19 protein-coding genes and 1 pseudogene are annotated in these 19,906 nt (G+C 38.9%); 13 read left to right on the top strand and 7 right to left on the bottom strand.

The genetic code is table 11. The features are described 5' to 3' along the window. Positions 1-46: 46 nt before the first annotated feature. Entirely contained in the window at positions 47-424 is a 378-nt protein-coding gene (locus AC5YD2_RS08585; protein ID WP_496125791.1) for an IS630 transposase-related protein, read from the bottom strand. Positions 425-507: 83 nt separating this feature from the next. Between AC5YD2_RS08585 and AC5YD2_RS08590 the strand changes: the two genes are divergently transcribed. Continuing rightward, complete coding sequence (locus AC5YD2_RS08590; RefSeq protein WP_496125936.1) at positions 508-1,377, top strand: IS982 family transposase; 870 nt, start codon at positions 508-510, stop codon at positions 1,375-1,377. A 269-nt stretch (positions 1,378-1,646) separates the two neighbouring features. Here the strand turns inward: AC5YD2_RS08590 and AC5YD2_RS08595 are convergent. Then, positions 1,647-1,760 (bottom strand): annotated as a pseudogene (locus AC5YD2_RS08595) (sulfurtransferase TusA family protein); the annotation flags it as partial. A gap of 569 nt (positions 1,761-2,329) precedes the next feature. Next, the gene (locus AC5YD2_RS08600; protein WP_496125937.1) at positions 2,330-3,040 is read right to left on the bottom strand and encodes an LOG family protein; all 711 of its coding nucleotides are present in this window, start codon (positions 3,038-3,040) and stop codon (positions 2,330-2,332) included. Between the two features lie 215 nt (positions 3,041-3,255). On the opposite strand from AC5YD2_RS08600, the gene AC5YD2_RS08605 reads away from it, so the two are divergent. The 7 genes from AC5YD2_RS08605 to AC5YD2_RS08635 all read left to right on the top strand — a co-directional run bounded on the left by AC5YD2_RS08605 (position 3,256) and on the right by AC5YD2_RS08635 (position 12,013). Continuing rightward, complete coding sequence (locus AC5YD2_RS08605; RefSeq protein WP_496125938.1) at positions 3,256-3,411, top strand: hypothetical protein; 156 nt, start codon at positions 3,256-3,258, stop codon at positions 3,409-3,411. Beyond that, positions 3,408-4,988: a TerC family protein gene (locus tag AC5YD2_RS08610; protein ID WP_496125939.1), complete on the top strand. Its 1,581-nt coding sequence runs from the start codon at positions 3,408-3,410 to the stop codon at positions 4,986-4,988. Before AC5YD2_RS08605 ends, AC5YD2_RS08610 begins: the two co-directional genes overlap by 4 nt. A 138-nt stretch (positions 4,989-5,126) precedes the next feature. Then, on the top strand, positions 5,127-5,594 hold the full coding sequence (locus tag AC5YD2_RS08615) for a YchJ family protein (protein WP_496125940.1): 468 nt from the start codon (positions 5,127-5,129) through the stop codon (positions 5,592-5,594). A 60-nt stretch (positions 5,595-5,654) separates the two neighbouring features. Continuing rightward, a complete protein-coding gene (locus AC5YD2_RS08620; RefSeq protein WP_496125941.1) occupies positions 5,655-6,299 on the top strand; it encodes a trimeric intracellular cation channel family protein in 645 nt (214 codons plus the stop codon). Positions 6,300-6,466: 167 nt separating this feature from the next. Next, the gene (gene niaP / locus AC5YD2_RS08625; protein WP_496125942.1) at positions 6,467-7,786 is read left to right on the top strand and encodes a niacin transporter NiaP; all 1,320 of its coding nucleotides are present in this window, start codon (positions 6,467-6,469) and stop codon (positions 7,784-7,786) included. Between the two features lie 183 nt (positions 7,787-7,969). Then, complete coding sequence (gene parC, locus AC5YD2_RS08630; protein WP_496125943.1) at positions 7,970-10,189, top strand: DNA topoisomerase IV subunit A; 2,220 nt, start codon at positions 7,970-7,972, stop codon at positions 10,187-10,189. Positions 10,190-10,339: 150 nt separating this feature from the next. Further along, entirely contained in the window at positions 10,340-12,013 is a 1,674-nt protein-coding gene (locus AC5YD2_RS08635; RefSeq protein WP_496125944.1) for an AMP-binding protein, read from the top strand. Between the two features lie 57 nt (positions 12,014-12,070). On the opposite strand, the gene AC5YD2_RS08640 is transcribed toward AC5YD2_RS08635, so the two are convergent. Beyond that, complete coding sequence (locus AC5YD2_RS08640; protein ID WP_496125945.1) at positions 12,071-12,454, bottom strand: hypothetical protein; 384 nt, start codon at positions 12,452-12,454, stop codon at positions 12,071-12,073. A 104-nt stretch (positions 12,455-12,558) separates the two neighbouring features. Here AC5YD2_RS08640 and AC5YD2_RS08645 point away from each other — a divergent pair, with 104 nt between their 5' ends. Both AC5YD2_RS08645 and ppa read left to right on the top strand, forming a co-directional pair. After that, positions 12,559-12,957, top strand: a complete 399-nt coding sequence (locus AC5YD2_RS08645) for an MAPEG family protein (protein ID WP_496125946.1) — start codon at positions 12,559-12,561, stop codon at positions 12,955-12,957. Between the two features lie 119 nt (positions 12,958-13,076). Then, complete coding sequence (gene ppa, locus AC5YD2_RS08650) at positions 13,077-13,613, top strand: inorganic diphosphatase (RefSeq protein ID WP_086214507.1); 537 nt, start codon at positions 13,077-13,079, stop codon at positions 13,611-13,613. A gap of 92 nt (positions 13,614-13,705) precedes the next feature. Here the strand turns inward: ppa and AC5YD2_RS08655 are convergent, their stop codons facing one another. Then, positions 13,706-15,025 carry an OprD family outer membrane porin gene (locus tag AC5YD2_RS08655; protein ID WP_496125947.1) on the bottom strand — a complete coding sequence of 440 codons (1,320 nt, stop codon included), beginning with the start codon at positions 15,023-15,025 and terminating at the stop codon, positions 13,706-13,708. Positions 15,026-15,495: 470 nt separating this feature from the next. Here AC5YD2_RS08655 and AC5YD2_RS08660 point away from each other — a divergent pair, with 470 nt between their 5' ends. Together AC5YD2_RS08660 and AC5YD2_RS08665 are read left to right on the top strand one after the other, a co-directional pair. Next, positions 15,496-16,263 (top strand): TorF family putative porin, encoded by a 768-nt coding sequence (locus AC5YD2_RS08660; protein WP_496125948.1) that lies wholly within the window; start codon positions 15,496-15,498, stop codon positions 16,261-16,263. 358 nt (positions 16,264-16,621) lie between these two features. After that, positions 16,622-17,383 (top strand): TorF family putative porin, encoded by a 762-nt coding sequence (locus AC5YD2_RS08665; RefSeq protein WP_496125949.1) that lies wholly within the window; start codon positions 16,622-16,624, stop codon positions 17,381-17,383. A gap of 76 nt (positions 17,384-17,459) precedes the next feature. Here the strand turns inward: AC5YD2_RS08665 and AC5YD2_RS08670 are convergent, their stop codons facing one another. Together AC5YD2_RS08670 and AC5YD2_RS08675 are read right to left on the bottom strand one after the other, a co-directional pair. Then, positions 17,460-18,947: a YifB family Mg chelatase-like AAA ATPase gene (locus AC5YD2_RS08670; protein ID WP_496125950.1), complete on the bottom strand. Its 1,488-nt coding sequence runs from the start codon at positions 18,945-18,947 to the stop codon at positions 17,460-17,462. Between the two features lie 77 nt (positions 18,948-19,024). Then, positions 19,025-19,252, bottom strand: coding sequence for an accessory factor UbiK family protein (locus AC5YD2_RS08675; RefSeq protein ID WP_496125951.1), 228 nt, complete (start codon positions 19,250-19,252; stop codon positions 19,025-19,027). Between the two features lie 266 nt (positions 19,253-19,518). Here AC5YD2_RS08675 and glnK point away from each other — a divergent pair, with 266 nt between their 5' ends. Beyond that, complete coding sequence (glnK, locus tag AC5YD2_RS08680; RefSeq protein WP_004650081.1) at positions 19,519-19,857, top strand: P-II family nitrogen regulator; 339 nt, start codon at positions 19,519-19,521, stop codon at positions 19,855-19,857. Positions 19,858-19,906: the final 49 nt, after the last annotated feature.

The following is a 19,906-nucleotide window of genomic DNA, read 5'->3' on the forward strand; positions in this document are numbered from 1 at the left end:
TATTGCTTCTTCCATTGAGGTAGGAACCATTCAAATACAGCACGACTTAATTTACAGGCTTGTCTGTAAAGAAAACTCTTTTTTTACGCGTCCATCCCATCTTATTAAGGGCTTTTAAAATGACATGGTAACCAACGGTATAACCGAATTGTTGTTCAAACAGAGGGACAAGATCTTTCGCCTGAGTAAACGGTGTATTTTTTACGAAGTGCTCAAAGGCTTGAAGATCTCGAATCCTCGAAGGGCGTCCTGCATTTTGAGGTTTAGGCTGTTTGAGCTGACCAGTTTGCTGTTCGAGTAGGATCCAATCATCTAGGGTGGTTCTTGCAATATTAAACAGTTCACACGTTTTGGATTTATGCTGTGATTCTTTATAAAACTGCATGACTTTTTCGCGTAGATCGACAGAATATGTTTTTGGCATGATCCTAAATCTTAGTGTTTTTTCTATTGTAGCTCATATTGGATTCTTAGCTATACCACACAAAACTTAAAACTCTAGTCCCGATGTTTAATAGTACCGAATTATTCTGCTTAATTGATGATTTCTTTCTTAAATTTGAAGCAACCTATTGGAATTTCCTTAGACAAAGTCGTCGTTTCTCAAGAGTCCGAACCGCTCACTTGAGTATCTCAGAAATCACTTTTATTGCTATCTGGTATAAATGTTCTCATTTCACTAATTTCAAAGCCTTTTTCACATGGTTGAAACAGGATAAAAATCATTTATTTAAAAGCTTACCCTGTTACCAACGGATGATTCATCTGATCAATAGGCATCAATTAGCTCTACACGCTTTACATGTGGCACTGATGAAAGGTCAAGGTACACAATATTTATGGATTGATTCAACAACTTTGCCAGTTTGTAAAAATCAACGTATTCAGCGTCATAAATCATTAGTCCAAATTGCATCACGTGGTAGAAGCTCAATGGGCTGGTTTTATGGCTGTAAATTGCATATTGCAATGAACCAATTTGGGGAAATTGCTTGTTCTGCTTTATCGAATGGACATGTTGCTGACATAAAAATGGTTGAACAATTGGTTGCTGGTATAAAAGCAAAACTTTATGGGGATCGAGGTTACATCAGCCAAGAATTAAAAAGTAGGTTACAAGATCAAGGTATTGATTTGATTACTTATCATCGGAAGAACATGGAATCTGTTCAACTCAGTGCATCAGATGAATATCACCTAAGACAACGCAATAAGATAGAAACATTATTCAGTTTGTTGAAAGGTCAATACAATTTAGTGACAAGTAAAGCACGCAGTGTTCGTGGATTTCTCAGTGGAATTTACGCCTCGTTATGTGCATATCAATTAACCCATCGAAATAAGCCAACAATTCAAATTATTGATTCATCGGCTTAAGCAGGATTCGGGTTATATTAATATTTTACTCAAAAGCGATATCACTAATCAAAAATACAACCATCTAGAAGAAATTGTATTAGATCATTTTCAGCCTAATAAATTATTAAATACAAAGATATTTTATAAATTATAGACAAAAAAAAATATTATGCCAACTCAATCAACTTAAAAGATATAAATGTAAGATGATTAAATATATCCTTTTTTTATCCAATTTTTATCCAATAACGAAATTCCTTATTGCCATCTTCATCTAAACGCTCTTCTTAAAGGAGCAATTCATGCCCCAAATGCATACAAAATTTTGGGATATCCCACGATGTAGAATTATCTGTAGTAAAAACTTCAGCAATGTCACCCGATTTAGATTTTCGAATGGCTTAGTGTATAAAAACCTTAGATTAGCGCTTGAAGTGCAAATCTAAGGTTTTACCATAATGCTTGACTTTAATTTTTAAAGTAGAGCCTTTTTCTTGCACGATGATTTAAGTATTGAGTCATTTCTGAGATACACTTTATCTCTTAAACCTTAAAAAATCATAAAGAAACGTTCAGGGTTAAAGACAACAAAAATGAACCTAAACTTATAATCGAGTAATAAGTCAGGAAGTGAAATGGATCGTGAAACACTATTTGGGATTGGGTTTTTATGTATATTTTTATTCAGTACTTTGAGTTTCAGCATGACGAATTATTATCTATATCAATATTTAATCAAAAGAAAATGAGTAGAAGGGTATTGGGATTTTAATGCTTATGTCTATGGAAATAAAAATTGGAAACGCTATCGCATCATTTTTAAGGCGGAAAATAGATATGATTACGACTTAAAAAAAGCCAAAGTCTATCTCATAACGTATTACCTGTTTATGGTGAGTATATTTGTGCTGGTTGGTTTTGCGATTAGCAGATAAGGCTCCCTCAGCTGAAAGAGCCTTAGCTGAAAATTTTAGACCATCACATTCTCAGGGCTATTCAGGTTTTTAATCGCATTTAAAATCTGATGATCATGCTCACATACAATGATTTTGGCGCGATGTTGGGGGGGGAGAAAACCTTCTTGTACAGCGTGATCGAGTTGAGCAATCAAGGCATTATAAAAGCCATTCACGTTGTAGATCAGCATTGGTTTCTGATGTTGATTGAGTTGTCCCCAAGTTGCAATTTCTAAGATTTCCTCAAAGGTACCTAAGCCACCAGGCAAAGCAACAAAAGCGCTGGCACGCTCTGCCATCATAGCTTTACGCTCATGCATGCTTCTCACTACATGCAGTTCGGTCAATGTGCTGTGCGCGATTTCATAATCCAACATGAATTCTGGAATGACACCGACTACTTCACCACCTGCCTGAATCACACTATCTGCAACTTGACCCATCAGTCCAATGCTTGCACCGCCATACACAATGCCGAAACCTTTCTGAGCAATACTTTCAGATAGCTGAATGGCCTTTTCTTTATAGATGGGGTTATTACCAAAACGTGAACCACAGTAGAGTGCGACCAGTTTTTGTGTGGCTACTTTCTTTTGTTGGGAGTGTTTTTGCTGAGTTTCAATTTGTTCAATATCATTATTTTTACTTTTGTTGAATGCTTCAGCAGAAGGTGAGTTTTCAGGTTGTTGTGCGTTATTTTGAAACTTGGGAAATAATGTATTCATTGATCACTGTCTACCTTGTATCTATTTTCATCATACTTTTCATTTATTAATGTAAGCAAAAACAGTGACAAGATGGTGTTTTAAAGCTACAAAATTGCAATATTTTGTATCAGCAGACCTGAAATCGAAAAAATTGACGACTCTTTGTGAAAAAAACTGAAATTCGTTGCAATCTTTTTTATACTGAAGTGGTGTTTTACAACCAATGAACCTCCATGAGTAGTGATCGCGGTCAACTCGAACAAAAATATTTTTTTGATACTCGACAAATAAACAAGAAAAATAATCCTGTGTTGAATGCTAGTTTTATTCAAACCTTTACAGGTCAATTCAATCTTCTTCAGGGCATGATGCAGGAGTATGCATTATGATTTTTGAATGGATGTCAGATCCATCAGCCTGGATCGGATTGGCAACACTGATTGTATTAGAAATCGTTTTAGGGATTGATAATTTGGTCTTTATTGCGATTTTGGCAGAAAAGTTGCCGCCTGAACAACGCGATAAAGCTCGGGTCATCGGACTGATTCTAGCACTACTCATGCGCCTGATCTTATTGGCCTCGATTGCTTGGATTGTCACTCTTACCAATCCGATTTTCTCTGTTTTTGATCATCCATTCTCTGTCCGAGATTTGATTTTGATCATTGGTGGGATTTTCTTACTGATGAAAGGAACGCTTGAGTTACATGAGCGTTTGGAAAGTAAACCTTTCGTTAAAGAAGAGAATCCAGTCCATGCTGTATTTTGGATGGTGATCGTTCAAATTGTGGTTTTAGATGCGGTATTCTCACTCGATAGTGTGATCACCGCAGTGGGTATGGTCAAAGATTTATCGGTGATGATGATTGCGGTCATTATCGCTGTCGGTATTATGCTTTGGTCATCTAAAGTCTTGATGGACTTTGTCAATAAGCATCCAACGGTGGTCATTCTGTGCCTATGCTTCCTGATGATGATTGGTTTCTCATTGATCGTAGAAGGCTTAGGTTTCCATATTCCGAAGAGCTATTTATATGCTGCGATTGGCTTCTCTGTACTGATTGAGTTCCTTAATCAACTCATGCGCCGTAATCAAGAAAAAACAGTCTCAACCAATGATTTACGTTTTCGTACAGCATCTGCTGTCATGAGAATGTTAGGTGCGAAAAGTACATCTTCAGATAGTTCAAATAAACAGACGGAAGATGTGCTGGCAACGCAAGCATTGGCAGAAGAGATATTTTCAGATGAAAATGCAGTCTATCAAAGCGTGATGGTGCAAGGTGTATTGGGATTGTCAGAGCGACCTGTAAAATCGGTGATGACGCCACGACCAGATCTGGAATGGATTGATCTAAACGCAGATGTCGAATCAATTAAAACGCAAATGTTGCACATGAAGCACTCACGTTTGATTTTGGCGCATGGGGAACTCGATAATATTGCAGGTATTGTCCAAACTCACAATGTACTGAATGATTACATTGAGTTAGGTGAATTCAATTTTGAGAAACATTTACGCGAACCTGTGATCGTGCATGAAAATGCACAAGTGTTGATGGTGATGGAACAGCTTCGCCAAGCACCCTTACAAATGGCAATTGTACTCAATGAATACGGTTCGATTGAAGGGATTGCAACGCCAATTGATATTTTAGAAGCGATTGCAGGGGAGTTTCCAAATGAGACTGAACTGGATGCAGCAGCCGAAAGTTTAGAGGATGGCTCACTCTTGATCGATGGTTCGACAGATATTCGTCATATTTCACTGTTATTGAATCGAGATTTGGTCGATGAGGCAGAAGAGTATTCGACCTTGTCTGGCTATATCTTATTTCATCTTGGACATTTACCTCAAAACGGTGAAAAGTTTGAGGCGGAAGGTTATGTCTTTGAAGTGGTCACAATGGATGGTCATAAGATAGAAAAGGTACATATCATTCCAAATGAAGATGCGGAATCCTAAAATAGAGTCATTAATCCATTAATCAAAGCATGAACCGAAGCATGAACCGAAGCATGATTTAAAAGTTATTTCATTCACAGTAATCATCAAGCAGGGTTAAAATAGCACTCAGTAGAGTGCTATTTTTTGGGAATATTGATGTCTGATCAAGTCTGTCCCTGTGGGCATGGAAATTATGTAAGCTGTTGCCAACCTTTACACTTAGGTAAAGCCAAAGCACACAGCGCTGAGCAACTCATGCGATCACGTTACAGTGCTTTCGCAGTGCACGATTCTGATTATATTGTGAGTACGACAGCGCTCGGACAACAGCAAGCTTTAGATCAACAGGCAATACTCGATTGGGCAAATTCGAACCAATGGCTCAAATTAGACGTGGTTCAGGCTCAAGAGAAAATAGATAAAAATCATGCTCAAGTCGAATTCAAAGCACATTATCATGATGGTCAATCAAATCAAATTCATCATGAAGTATCCCATTTTGTGAAGTTTGAAGAACGCTGGTATTTCCTAGATCCAACCACAGATCAGCAGGTCACCATGAAACAAGCCTGTATTTGTGGCTCGACTAAAAAATTTAAGCAGTGTTGTGCTCAATATTTGTAGAATTTATTTTTATTTAACTTAGAATATTGCGCATCAATTACCCTCACTGGAAGAAGGGCAATGTTACTTACCGTTATTTATATTATTGCGATTACGGCAGAAGCCATGACCGGAGCTCTGTCCGCTGGTCGGCGTAGTATGGATTGGTTTGGTGTGATCATCATTGCCTGTGTCACTGCTCTTGGTGGCGGTTCTGTTCGAGATGTATTGCTTGGACACTATCCTTTGACTTGGGTCAAACATCCTGAATATCTGGTTTTAACCTGTTGTGCAGCGTTATTTACCATCTTCATTGCCAAATGGATGCGTCATCTACGCTCCGTGTTCCTTCTTCTCGATGCACTGGGCTTAATTGGATTCACCATTATCGGTTGCCAAATTGCGATTCAAATGGAACAAGGTTTTGTGGTGTGTGCGGTGGCAGGGGTGCTGACAGGGGTTTCAGGGGGTATCTTGCGTGACATTCTATGTAATGATGTGCCATTGGTATTCCGCCGTGAACTGTATGCCAGCATTTCATTTGTTGCAGTGATCTTCTATTGGGGATGCATTGAAGTGGGTTTCTCACAAGACATTACCATTATTTCGACTTTGATTTTTGGTTTTTCATTGCGCTGTATCGCCATCTACTTTGGTTTGGAAATGCCGAAATTTATTTATAAAGATGATGATGAGCAATCAGCTTCATCTAAAGATGAAAGCTAAATTTGAACTTAAGCTAGAAAAAAACCAATGAAAGGATCAAAATGACCAACATAATGTGGGGTTATTTTGATCAATGCATATGATAAAAACAGCAATAATGATAATCCCTGTTGTGAAGACAGCATTTCCTTTAGAACTTGCAAAGCACACGATACAGAGACCTTGATATGGACTTAATCTCACGCGTACAACGCCTCCCTATTGGTAAATTTCATTACACCTTACTCTGGGTAATCGGCTTAGGTTGGATGTTTGATGCCATGGATACAGGATTGATCTCCTTTATTTTGGCAAAAATGGCTGAAGACTGGGCAATGACCCCCACAGAAAAAGGTTGGGTGGTGTCGATTGGTTTTGTTGGTATGGCCATCGGTGCGGTGTGTTCAGGTGCATTGGCAGATCGAATTGGACGTAAAGCGGTTTTTGCTTCGACATTGGTGATTTATAGTATTGCGACAGCGGCCTGTGCTTTTGCTCCAAATTTAACGTGGTTATTGGTCTTCCGTTTTATTGTCGGTTTAGGGCTTGGTGGTCAGTTGCCTGTCGCAGTTACTCTGGTCAGTGAATATATTCCTGCGCATGTTCGTGGTCGCTTTATTGTTCTGCTGGAAAGTTTTTGGGGCTTGGGTTGGTTGATTGCTGCCTTAGTCTCTTATTTTGTGATTCCCTCTTTTGATTGGCATGTCGCATTTTTAATTGGCGGTTTACCCGCACTCTATGTATTTGTGATTTTAAAGAAAGTTCCAGAATCTGTGCCTTACTTGATCAATCGTGGACGTATTGAAGAAGCGCATGCTTTAGTGCAAAAACTGGAGCGTCAATGTGGTGTAGAGGTCATTGAAACGATCGAAGTCAAACCCGTTTCAAGTCAAAACAATATTTCCTTTCGCCAGTTATGGACGGGCGGTTTTGCGCGTCGTAGCTTGATGTTATGGCTGATTTGGTTTGGTATTGTGTATTCGTACTACGGCATTTTTACCTGGTTACCGAGCTTATTAGTCAAAGAAGGCTACACCATCGTTCAATCCTTTGAATATGTCTTGGTCATGATTTTGGCACAATTACCCGGTTATATTGTAGCGGCATGGTTGGTTGAAAAATTGGGTCGTAAGCCGACACTGGCAGGTTTCATTGCGATGTGTGCGGTGGCGGCTTATTTCTTTGGGCAATCGACGACAGTGGGTATGATCATGTTCTGGGGATGCTTAATGTCATTCTTCAACTTAGGTGCTTGGGGAGTTCTATATACCTACACACCTGAGCAATATCCTGCCAATATTCGCGCCTTTGGTTCAGGTTGGGCAGGGGCGATTGGTCGTATTGGTGGTATTGTCGCGCCTTTAGTGGTGACGCATATGATGGTGGCTGAAAATGGGTTTAGTCATGTCTTTATGATGTTTACTGCGGTACTTTTGGCTGTTGCCGCGGTCATCATTGTATTAGGCGAAGAAACCAAAGGTAAAACTTTAGAATCGATTGGGATGTGATAGATTTATCACATCAATATCAAAATCCAGTTTTTACAAACTCAATACTTAGAACTGGATGATTTTTAAACCATAAGACATAAATTGTCGCAGTGTATTGCTCCATACCCTTGTGCGGGAGCATCCTGCGACTTAGCATAACCACTTAGACACAAGAAATATTGAATAAGGACGAAAGGTTTTATGACAAGCCTTGCGCATCAAGCCACAGAGAATCGTTCTGTAGCAGAATTTACCGAACAAGCTTATCTTAATTACGCCATGTACGTGATTATGGATCGTGCATTGCCTCATATTAGCGATGGTTTAAAACCCGTTCAGCGCCGTATTGTGTATGCAATGAGTGAACTCGGTTTAAAACACAGTGGTAAACCTAAAAAATCTGCACGTACAGTGGGCGATGTGTTGGGTAAATACCATCCACACGGTGACTCTGCTTGTTATGAGGCCATGGTACTGATGGCTCAGCCTTTTAGTTATCGTTATCCTTTTATTGAAGGACAGGGAAACTGGGGGTCGCCGGATGATCCAAAATCTTTCGCTGCGATGCGTTATACCGAAGCCAAACTGTCGCAATACAGTGAAGTGTTGCTCTCAGAGTTGGGGCAAGGTACTTGTGATTGGCAGGATAACTTTGACGGTTCAATGAAAGAGCCTGTCAACTTACCTGCGCGTGTACCGAATATTCTCTTGAATGGTACAACAGGTATTGCGGTAGGGATGGCAACCGATATTCCACCGCATAATTTACGTGAAGTTGTAAAAGGAACGATTGCACTGATTCGTAATCCGAACTTAAGTGATGAGAAAATTTCGGAATATATTCCTGCGCCTGATTTACCGACCAAAGCTGAAATTATCACGCCACCCGATGAATTGCTGAAAATTCAAAGTACAGGTCGTGGCAGTTATCGTATGCGTGCTGTGTATACGATTGAAAAAAATGAAATCGTGATTACAGATTTACCTTATCAGGTATCAGGTTCAAAAATTATCACTCAAATTGCGGATCAAATGACAGCGAAAAAACTGCCATTGGTCAGCGATGTTCGTGATGAATCTGATCATAAAAACCCAACGCGTTTAGTGATCGTACTACGTTCAAATCGTATTGATGCCGATGCAGTCATGAGTCATTTATTTGCGACCACAGATTTAGAATCAAGCTATCGTGTCAATATGAACATGATTGGTGCCGATGGTCGCCCGCAAGTCAAATCGATTCGTCGTATTCTTTTAGAATGGATTGAGATTCGTAAAACGACTGTGACTCGCCGTCTTCAATACCATTTAAATAAAATTGAAAAACGCCTGCATATTTTAGGTGGTTTAATTGTTGCATATTTAAATATTGATGAAGTGATCCAAATCATTCGCGAAGAGGATCAGCCAAAACCTGTATTGATGGAACGCTTTGGTCTCGATGAGGTTCAGGCAGAAGCCATTTTAGAACTAAAACTTCGTCATTTGGCCAAGCTTGAAGAAATGGAAATGCGCCGAGAGCAAGAAGAGCTTGAGGCAAAAGCAGCAATTATTCGTGAACAATTGGCAAATCCAGAATCTTTGAAAAATCTGATTATTGGTGAGCTGAAAGACGATGCGAAAAAATTTGGTGATGATCGTCGTTCACCGATTGTACAACGTGCAGAAGCATCCGCGATTAGCGAACAAGACTTCATGCCAGCAGACCCTGTGACTGTGATTTTGTCGGATGCAGGTTGGATTCGTTGTGCCAAAGGCCATGATGTGGATGCGGAAAATGCGAATTTCCGTGCGGGGGATAAATACCTTAGTCACGCGCAAGGGAAATCGAATCAAAAAGTTTATGTGATTGATGAGGCAGGTCGAAGCTATGCGCTGCCAATCAACACTTTACCATCGGCGCGTGGTTTGGGTGAACCTTTGAGTTCAAAACTATCACCTGCAAGTGGTGTTGGTTTTAAGCAAATCTTCATTGCAGATGATGATGCTGAAATATTGGCAGTCAGTTCCAAAGGCTACGGCTTTAAGACGCAGGCAAAACAACTCGATACCAATGCCAAAGCAGGTAAAGCGTTCTTAAGTCTTACGGATGATGCTGAAGTCATGCCTTTGGACGTGATCACTGGTCACTCTCATTTAGCAGTACTGAGTAGTTCTGGTCGTTTATTGCTGATTGAGCTGTCAGAATTGCCAATGCTAAATAAAGGTAAAGGCAATAAGTTGATACAACTTGATACAAGTGAACGAATTTTGTCCATGACTTCACTTAATTTAAATGAAACAATTCAGGTGGTTGCAGGACAACAACAATTAAAACTGAAAGGTGATGATCTGCAAAAATATGTGGCAAAACGAGCGACTAAAGGTCAGCTCTTACCACGCGGATATCAAAAAGCAAATAGACTGTTCATTCAAAGATAAAACTAGCATCCTTTAAGCAAAATACGTTATATATGAATCGTATTGAATTAAATGGATGCATTATTGAGCACAAACAAATTGAATAAATTTGCTCAATATTGAAAAGAACAGTTTAAAAACCAAGGATTACTAATTGGAGAATAAGGCATTATGGAAAAAATTTGGTTCGCTGAATACCAAAAGACTGGGATTCCAGAAACTGTAGAATTGCCACCGGAAAATACTTCTCTTATTGATATTTTTGAACGTAATTTCCAGAAATTTGGTTCGCGTGATGCTTTTATCTTCATGGATAAAACTTTGTCGTTCAATGAACTCGATGTTGCCAGCCGTCAATTTGCTGCTTACTTACAAGGTTTAGGTTTAGCCAAAGGTTCGCGTGTAGCAGTGATGATGCCGAATGTTCTACAGTATCCAGTGGTTGCTTTAGGTGTATTCCGTGCAGGTTTAGTTCTTGTGAACGTGAACCCGCTTTATACTGCACGTGAATTAGAACATCAGTTAAATGACTCAGGTTCTGAAGTTTTGGTCATCATTGAAAACTTTGCTTCGGTTTACCAATCGATTATTGGTAAAACACCAGTCAAACATGTGATTGTGGCTTCTGTGGGGGATATGCTCGGTACGCTTAAGGGTACATTGGTGAATTTTGTATTGCGTAAAGTACGTAAACAAATTCCTGCATGGAACATTCCAGGACATGTGACATTTAATGCAGCGATGGCTAAAGCCAATGTCAGCAATTATAAGCGTCCAACGATTTCTTTAAGTGATACTGCTGTACTGCAATACACAGGTGGTACAACAGGGGTCTCTAAAGGTGCAGAGTTAACTCATCGCAACCTTGTCGCTAACTTGCTGCAAGCGGATGGTATTTTCCAAAGTAAATTTGGTAAAGCAGATGGATCTAAAGATGATCGCATTTTCTGTGCCTTACCGCTTTATCATATCTTTGCATTTATGGTGTGTGCGCTTTACGGGATGTACAAAGGTCAAGCGAATGTCTTGATTCCAAACCCACGTGATTTACCTGCGGTGATTAAAGAGCTTCGCAAATATCAGCCTGGTTTCTTCCCTGCAGTCAATACTTTGTTTAATGCTTTGGTGCATAACGAGGAATTCCAACAGCTTGATCACAGTAAGCTGGTAATGGCGATGGGTGGTGGCATGGCTGTATTGCCTTCGACTGCTGCTGCTTGGAAAAAGATTACGGGCACTAATATTATTGAAGGATATGGTCTATCTGAGACCTCTCCAATTGCAACAGCAAACCCACCTGCATCTGAAGAATTCAGCGGCACTATTGGTATTCCATTGCCTTTAACGGATGTTGCGATTTTGGATGATGATGGTAATCATCTTGCACTTGGCGAGCAGGGCGAAATCTCGATTCGTGGTCCGCAAGTGATGAAGGGCTACTGGAACCGTCCGGACGAAACTGCAAAAGTCATGACTGCTGATGGATATTTCCGTACAGGTGATATTGGCGTCATGGACAGCCGTGGTTATGTCAAAATCGTTGATCGTAAAAAAGACATGATCTTGGTTTCTGGCTTTAACGTTTATCCTTCTGAAATTGAAGAAGTGATTGCAACGCATCCAAAAGTATTGGAAGTAGCTGCAATTGGTGTGACGGATGAGAAATCAGGTGAAGTACCGAAACTGTTTGTCGTGAAGAAAGATCCTTCATTGACCACAGAAGAAGTGCTTGCGTATGCTAAAGAGAATTTAACAGGCTATAAACGCCCTCGTTATGTTGAATTTTTGGATGAATTGCCGAAATCTAACGTTGGTAAAATCTTACGTAAAGATTTACGTAAATAATTCATTACCATATAAGAAAAGCGCCCTCGGGCGCTTTTTTATGATCTGAACCGATTATTATTTTTTCATAAACCAACGATCAATGTATGGACGGCTAATACCAACAATACCAACAAATGTCATCATGGTTCCTGCATGACGGCCGACTGCTTGTAAAGGAATGGCGCCGTGATAACTGAAATAAATATCAACCAAACTATAGATGCTAACAAAGAGTAGCCATAATTTTAAATTAGCACGCTTAATTCCAACAGCATAAAACGCAATCCAGAGGACTAAAAAAGTTCCTAACGTGGACTGCCAATTTAAGTTGGCGCAGATCACGCAAATTAAAAATGCAACGATAGGCAAAACAAAATAAAGTACACGATCGACTTTTTTCTGCTGTACGTGTTGTTGATCTAATACATCAAACAGTTCTTTCTGATCAGAATTTGCCATACCCGTTCCAATGAAATTTTCAAAAACGCAATAATTTAGCAAAAATTATCGCATATACACCATGCTATGATATGACCTATAAGAAATTATTGGATAGAAAATTCATGTATGGGATTGATGGCATCATATATTTAATTTTAATTGCCTGTTTAATGCCGTACGTTTTTACCATCATTGCGAAAGTCGCAGCTGGTTTTAACGTCAAAGATAATCAGAACCCACGCGAGTTTTTAGCGAAATCCACAGGTTTGGCTGCACGTGCGAATGCTGCCCAACAAAATAGTTTTGAAAGTCTTCCATTATTTATTGCATCCATTTTAATGGCTGAATATATGGTGATTTCACAAGTCATTATCATGATGCTTGGTGGGGCATACCTTGTGCTACGTGCGATCTATGGCATTTGTTATTTATTGAATCTTTCGACATTACGATCAATTATTTGGTTGTTGTCGATGGCATGTCCGATTTATTTATTGATCTTGGTGATTCGGTTAATGTAAAACTGACCGATAGACATACCCAAATATATTCTTGCAAATGTATAATCGAATGATGATTGCTTGATAAAGCGTTATAATCGACACTAACTATTGAACACTACACTGTTAAAGAGTTTCCTATGAGCTACAGTAACATTCCAGCTGGTAAAGACGCACCAAACGATATCTATGTAATTATCGAAATTCCTGCAAATGCAGCTCCGATTAAGTACGAAATTGATAAAGATTCTGATGCTTTGTTTGTAGACCGTTTCATGGGTACAGCAATGTTCTACCCAGCGAACTATGGTTATGTACCAAATACACTGTCTTTAGATGGCGATCCATTAGACGTGTTAGTGGTTACTCCACATCCAGTTGAACCAGGTTCTGTGATTCGTTGCCGTCCAGTGGGTAAATTGAATATGGAAGATGACGGTGGTGTAGATGCTAAACTTGTTGCAGTTCCACATGACAAATTGACACCAATCTACAAAGATATTCAAGAATATACGGATCTTCCACCGTTATTGATCAGCCAAATTGAACATTTCTTCCAACACTACAAAGATCTTGAGCCAGGCAAATGGGTTAAGTTGAGTGGTTGGGAAGGTGCAGATGTTGCTAAACAAGAAGTTCTTAGCTCAATCGCTGCATATGCTGAAGCAAACAAATAATTGTTATTTGTATATTTAGTCTTTTGTTTTAAGGCTAAATAAAAAACCTGCACAATGTGCAGGTTTTTTTATAATTTAGAATTTCTTAGAAATTAGAAAAATTTCACAGGAATATCTAACCATAGACGCCATTCATTCGTATCACCGATATAAGCGCTTTGATATTCATCGCTTGCACGATAGTAAGAGTGACGAACACGGAGGCTAGCATCTTTAGCAAAACCAGATTGAACGGTGTATTTTACTTGGTTAAAGAATTCACGTTCTTGAGCATCATCCGTTGCAAGGACTGAACGATCGTTTAGACCTGCTGATACATCGATATCCCAACCATATACAAATGCTGTAGTCCAAGAAAGACCAGGGATATTTAATGCACCGAAGTCATACGTGTATTGTAACTGTACTGATTTTTCATCGTTACCAATGAAGTCAGATAGGTATGAGTTTGGCATGTAAATCGTTTGTTGACCATCACCTACACCTTTACCTAAGCCATAATCGTAGCCAGTATTACCCGTGTTTTGTTGGTAAGCAACCATCACGTTATGGGGGCCAGTATTATAAGTGGTTGAAATTGCCCAAATATTATTGCTTAAGTTATTCAAATCATTCGATGTATGAGAATAAGTGTATGCACTTCCATCTGATTGAGCATCCCACTCAGTGCGGTAGCCACTGAAATCGTAAGTTAGTGTACTTTTGTCAGCAAGCTGATGTGAATAATTGGCATTTACATAATGACGATCAAGGCGATCTTTAACGTCAGTGCCATAGTAAGATGCATTAATTTGATCATTAAATTTGTACTTCGCGCCCCATACGATAGCATTATCAAGTTCATTACTATCTGTGGCAATTTGATCTGAATATTGGTTCTCAGTAAATTTACCCGCAACCAATTCTAAGTTTTCAATCTCTCGGCTTTTTGCAAGAACACCCGTGAAATATTCAGGTACTAAACGTGCAGTATTACTTGCTAGTACAGGTAAGTCTAAAACTTGCGTGCCATATTCAACAGTTGTATTCGAAATACGTGCTTTAACACTTGCACCACCACGAGCCCAATGATCATATGCCGAACCATCGTGGTCATATTTAGGAATCATACCGTTGCCAGCATGAGCATTTTTACCTAATTTAAATGAGGCATCACCAACTGCGTTTACACCGAAACCAACAACGCCTTGAGTGAAACCAGATTCAAGTTTGACAATTGCTGTTTGGGCAGTAGAGCTCGTATCATCAACACCATTTTTTTTGTCACGATGTAAATGACCTGTACGGAATAATACTGATCCTTCAGCATCTTCAACAAAGCCTTTAGACTCGCTTTGTTCACTTGCAAAAGCAGTTGAAACCAAAGCAGCTTGAATGAGGACTGCTAATGTTAATTTTTGTGATTTTTGCATTGGGGGCGCCTCATACAAAATGATTATGAATGTGAAATTAAATGTATACACAATGTATAACAAATTATAATTCATTATAATTTTTTTTCATCAAATGGTTATAAGATGTTGGTATATGGAGCGTTGGGAAGATTGATTGAAATATAAAGCTTTAACATTATTTAAAATTATAAAAAACATTGTTTTAGTAAAAAGTGGGCATAAATTGATAGATGTTTTTCATTTTTTTATTTTCAAATGATTAAAATTATTTTAGAAATTCTTCAAATTAATTTTTTCTATAAGAATGTTAAACACTCTTTTTGGATAAATTAAGTACATCGCGAATCAGATGATTTTCCGATACATAAATCCGATGCATCAATAAGTTTTTAGCTTTCAACATTCAATTCATCATTAAAAATCTAAATTTTTAGCAATATTTATTTTTATTTGAATACAATACCAACAAATAATCGGTGTGAAATGTAATGTTAATTCATAAAAAATTAGTTGTAAGCTTGGGTATCTCCCTAACAGTTTTAGCTACAAATGCTTTTGCAGAAGACAAGCCTTCAATTTTAAATGGTGTGGTTTCTGGAAATATTGGTGCAGTCACTAAATATATTTATCGTGGTGGTGTCGAAAATGATGATATCGCACTTCAAGGTGGCTTAACCTATACCCATAACAGCGGCGTTTTTGTTGGTTATTGGGGATCAACTTTAGATTATGATCCCAAAGGGCGAGATCACGGTTCAGAACATGATTTCTCTATTGGTTTTGCAAATTCGATCAATGATGATTGGAGCTATAGCTCACAAATCATGGCCTATGTTTATCAAAATGGTGGTCATACTTATAACGATGATCGGACAGAAAAGCGCTCTACCACGGGCTATGATCTGGTGAATGATGTGAGTTATAAAGATTTGAGCTTAGGCCTCACGGTAAGTTTAGCAGACGCGGATTATGGTAATGCAGGAGATGTTTATCTTAGTGCTGCCTACAGTTATGCATTGCCATATGAATTTTCTTTGAATACCAGTGTGGGAGCTTCTATTTATAATGATGGTCGCGATGATTCTATTGTCCAAACAGCTCATGATTTCGCAATGAATGAAGTTCGTTTAGGACTCAGTAAACCGTTGCTCGATACAGGTATTGAAATGAGTTTAGATTATATATGGGGCGGTCGAGATCGTTATGATGAAAAACTCAAAGATCATTTGGTTTATGCTGTGACATATAGTTTTTAAAACGGTTTTTAAATAAATCAAAAGTGTATCGCGCTAGGCGATGCACTTTTTTTATGCGTAAATTTATGGCGTAGTTAAATTTTAGTCTCAATAAAAGGCATGTTTTCAGAAGGTATAAATTGAATTGATGCTTAGTTTAAAAAATGAGAAATCCTTTTTTATTGTAAAATATGGATATTGATCAAGAAATTAGGTGTTTGAATTGTTTTAAATATCATTTAAAAATAATAATTTGCTTATTCAATATCGAGTTTTAGCTATTTGTCTTTAAAGATTTGGCATAGCTATTGCTATTCATCCTACGAGTTTATCAATTATCACAAAAAAGCCTTTAAGCGATGATGTAGGGGAATATCAAATGAAACTAACTTTAAAAACACTTGGTCTAGCAGTTGCTGCATCTGCATCAACCATCACTTTTGCAGAAGCCCCAGCTTTACCATATGGATTAAGTTTTAGTGGTTCGGCGGCAGTCACTTCAGATTATCGCTTCCGTGGTTTGACTCAAACTTCAAGCGATCCAGCTGTACAAGCTGGCTTTACACTGGGTCATACTTCGGGTCTTTATTTCGGTTTATGGGGTTCAAATGTAGATTTTGGTGAAGGCTCCCCAAGCTTAGAGCTTGATCCTTCGATTGGTTATGCAACGACACTGGATAATTTCGCAAGTAAGCCAGTATTGGATGTCGGTTTGGTTTATTACAATTACCCAAGCGCTAGCGATCTGAACTGGTTAGAACTTTATGGAAAAATGACATTCAATGACGTTTTAATAGCGGGTGATGGTATTTTAACCAATGTGAATTTTACCAATGACTATGCAGGCGCTGACTTAGACAGCTGGAATGTCAATGCCACTTATTCTGCGCCACTGGGATCTTCGGGTTTTGGTGGTGTCGTAGGTGTCGGTTATACAACCATTGATGAAGATGAGTTTTTCAATGGTGATGATAATTATATCGACTGGAAAGCAGGGCTAACGTATAACTTTAAAGCACTTCCAAGTGCGACAGCTGAGTTAGCCGCTGTAGGCTCAAATGTTGATACGGATGGTATGAGTTCTAGTGTTAAACGTGGTTATGAAACAGGGGCGGTGTTTACGTTAACCAATACGTTCTAATACTTTAAAAGGAAAAAGCCCAAGAATGGGCTTTTTTATGTAGGTTATTTTTAGATGAATGAGTCCATTCAATAATTTAAGTATTTTGTACACGATAAGACAATGCTTCAGTCAAATGAGAGGACTGAATTTTTTCACTCAGGTCTAAATCTGCGATGGTACGTGCAACGCGTAAAATACGATGATAAGCACGTGCTGAAAGATTCAAACGTTGTTGCGCCATAGCGATGATGTTTTGTGAAGGCTCATCGAGAAGCGCATAGATTTCCAATTGTTGAGGGGTCAATGCCTGATTCAAAAATCCTTGTCGTTTCATTTGAAGATGGTAAGCTTCAATCACTCTCGCTCTGACAGTCTCAGAATTTTCAACAGGTTTGGGATCTTGTAAATCTTGTGATTTTAATGGTGGAACATCGATATGCAAATCGATACGGTCGAGTAAAGGCCCCGAAATTCTATTTTGATAGCGCTTAATCGATTCCGCAGAACATTGACAGCGACTGTCTTGATTAAAAGCATAACCACAAGGACATGGATTCATTGCTGCAATGAATTGGAAATTCGCAGGAAAAGTGATTTGGCGAGAGGCTCTAGAAATTACGATCTCTTTTGATTCCAACGGTTGGCGTAACACCTCTAAGACTTTACGGTCAAACTCAGGAAGCTCGTCTAAAAATAAAACACCGAGATGGGCGAGTGTAATTTCACCGGGTTTAGGATGAGAACCACCGCCGACCAATGCAACGGCTGAAGCCGTATGATGAGGTGCTCGAAAGGGTCTGTGTCCAAAAGGATGTTGAGTATTGGCAATAGAATAAATACTGGCAACTTCCAAATTTTCTTGCGCTGTCAGTGGAGGCAAAATGCTGGATAAGCGAGAAGCCAATAATGTTTTACCCGTCCCGGGCGGCCCTTTAAATAAGATTGAGTGACCTCCCGCTGCGGCAATTTCTAAAGCACGTCTTGGTCTCAGTTGCCCTTTGACATCAGCCAGATCATGCTTATACATACTATTCTGCTTTTTAACTGTGCTTGAAAATGCATCAATAGGGTGCGTTTTTAGAAAATGATCACAGACTTCTTTTAAGCTTTTTGCCCCAAACACTTCAAAATCTGGTAATTGAGAAGCCTCATCCGCATTTGCCCTAGAAAGCATCAATTTATGATGAGCGAGCTGACAAGCCATCGCAATAGCTAGGGTTCCACTGACAGGTCGTAATAGACCATCTAATGCCAACTCACCAATAAACTCATATTCATCTGTGACATTTTCAGGGAGTTGCCCTGATGCAATCAAGATGCCTAAAGCAATAGGAAGATCCAGTCGAGAACCATCTTTAGGCAAGTCAGCAGGCGCAAGATTGATGGTTAAACGCTTGGTAGGAAATAGAAAACCGCTGTTGATAATGGCAGAACGGACACGATCTTTACTTTCGCGAACAGCAGCTTCAGGCAAGCCGACAATGGTCAGAGAGGGCAAGCCTTGACTGACATGCACCTCTACTTCAATGAGAGGGGCATGTAAGCCAAGTACAGCTCGGGTATATATTTTTGCAAAAGACATAGTTCTAAACCTGATATTTTTATTTTTGATTTATTTTTAATCGTTTTGTTTTCATTATGCACAATTAGAGTGCAGTTTTAGTGCTTCTGCTGAATCAGCGCTTCTAGCGCTTTGACTTGCTGCTGGAGTTGATCAAGGCGTGTATTGGCATTTGAAAGGGCAGTTTTTTGACGCTCAATTTCATCTTTAGAGACTAAATCCATTTTAGTGACCGCCTCATTAAGCAAAGCACGTAAATTATTTTCAACGTCTTTTTTAGGTTGATCTAGCTGTTCTAATATAGCTTGTAATAATGTTTCGATCATGTGCTATCCAAAATACAGGGTATTATTTGCATTGTAACATCGTAGCCCCTACATATAAGCATAGAGCATAGGACAAACCAATAACAAGATGAATATTTACGATCAAAAATTGTATGTTTTTTTAAAGCTTAAACATCCGTAGAAGTATAAAATAAGGTATAAGATGTTTCTTGCCGAAATGGATTAATCACCCCAACCATTATGAAGTTTTGGCATGAAATTTGAACATAAAACCTTACTGGTGAAAAAAGCCGAAGGAAAACAACATGAAACTTGTAACAGCAATCGTTAAACCATTCAAACTCGATGATGTGCGTGAAGCACTTTCTGAAATTGGCGTTCAAGGAATTACCGTCACAGAAGTGAAGGGATTTGGTCGTCAAAAAGGTCACACAGAGCTTTATCGTGGTGCTGAATATGTCGTCGATTTCCTACCAAAAGTCAAAATTGAGATTGCAATCAGTGATGAAATGGTTGATTCAGTGATCGAATCAATCACACGTGTAGCAAGCACTGGCAAAATTGGTGACGGAAAAATTTTCGTAACTAACTTAGAGCAAGTTATCCGTATCCGTACAGGTGAAACTGGCGCAGACGCTGTTTAATTTGGCACGAAGTTTGCTGAGTTAGACCTAACTCGCAAAAAAATGAGGT

It is taken from the genome of Acinetobacter sp. CY73, from assembly GCF_059515865.1.

Excerpts from the sequence above, each read along its gene's own strand:
- AC5YD2_RS08665 (WP_496125949.1), top strand. The coding sequence starts at position 16,622 with ATGAAACTAACTTTAAAAACACTTGGTCTAGCAGTTGCTGCATCTGCA.
- AC5YD2_RS08615 (WP_496125940.1), top strand. The coding sequence starts at position 5,127 with ATGTCTGATCAAGTCTGTCCCTGTGGGCATGGAAATTATGTAAGCTGT.
- AC5YD2_RS08645 (WP_496125946.1), top strand. The coding sequence starts at position 12,559 with ATGTATGGGATTGATGGCATCATATATTTAATTTTAATTGCCTGTTTA.
- AC5YD2_RS08640 (WP_496125945.1), bottom strand. The coding sequence starts at position 12,454 with ATGGCAAATTCTGATCAGAAAGAACTGTTTGATGTATTAGATCAACAA.
- parC (WP_496125943.1), top strand. The coding sequence starts at position 7,970 with ATGACAAGCCTTGCGCATCAAGCCACAGAGAATCGTTCTGTAGCAGAA.
- AC5YD2_RS08660 (WP_496125948.1), top strand. The coding sequence starts at position 15,496 with ATGTTAATTCATAAAAAATTAGTTGTAAGCTTGGGTATCTCCCTAACA.
- AC5YD2_RS08585 (WP_496125791.1), bottom strand. The coding sequence starts at position 424 with ATGCCAAAAACATATTCTGTCGATCTACGCGAAAAAGTCATGCAGTTT.
- AC5YD2_RS08620 (WP_496125941.1), top strand. The coding sequence starts at position 5,655 with ATGTTACTTACCGTTATTTATATTATTGCGATTACGGCAGAAGCCATG.
- AC5YD2_RS08670 (WP_496125950.1), bottom strand. The coding sequence starts at position 18,947 with ATGTCTTTTGCAAAAATATATACCCGAGCTGTACTTGGCTTACATGCC.
- AC5YD2_RS08600 (WP_496125937.1), bottom strand. The coding sequence starts at position 3,040 with ATGAATACATTATTTCCCAAGTTTCAAAATAACGCACAACAACCTGAA.
- niaP (WP_496125942.1), top strand. The coding sequence starts at position 6,467 with ATGGACTTAATCTCACGCGTACAACGCCTCCCTATTGGTAAATTTCAT.
- AC5YD2_RS08655 (WP_496125947.1), bottom strand. The coding sequence starts at position 15,025 with ATGCAAAAATCACAAAAATTAACATTAGCAGTCCTCATTCAAGCTGCT.
- AC5YD2_RS08590 (WP_496125936.1), top strand. The coding sequence starts at position 508 with ATGTTTAATAGTACCGAATTATTCTGCTTAATTGATGATTTCTTTCTT.
- AC5YD2_RS08610 (WP_496125939.1), top strand. The coding sequence starts at position 3,408 with ATGATTTTTGAATGGATGTCAGATCCATCAGCCTGGATCGGATTGGCA.
- AC5YD2_RS08675 (WP_496125951.1), bottom strand. The coding sequence starts at position 19,252 with ATGATCGAAACATTATTACAAGCTATATTAGAACAGCTAGATCAACCT.
- ppa (WP_086214507.1), top strand. The coding sequence starts at position 13,077 with ATGAGCTACAGTAACATTCCAGCTGGTAAAGACGCACCAAACGATATC.
- glnK (WP_004650081.1), top strand. The coding sequence starts at position 19,519 with ATGAAACTTGTAACAGCAATCGTTAAACCATTCAAACTCGATGATGTG.
- AC5YD2_RS08635 (WP_496125944.1), top strand. The coding sequence starts at position 10,340 with ATGGAAAAAATTTGGTTCGCTGAATACCAAAAGACTGGGATTCCAGAA.
- AC5YD2_RS08605 (WP_496125938.1), top strand. The coding sequence starts at position 3,256 with ATGAGTAGTGATCGCGGTCAACTCGAACAAAAATATTTTTTTGATACT.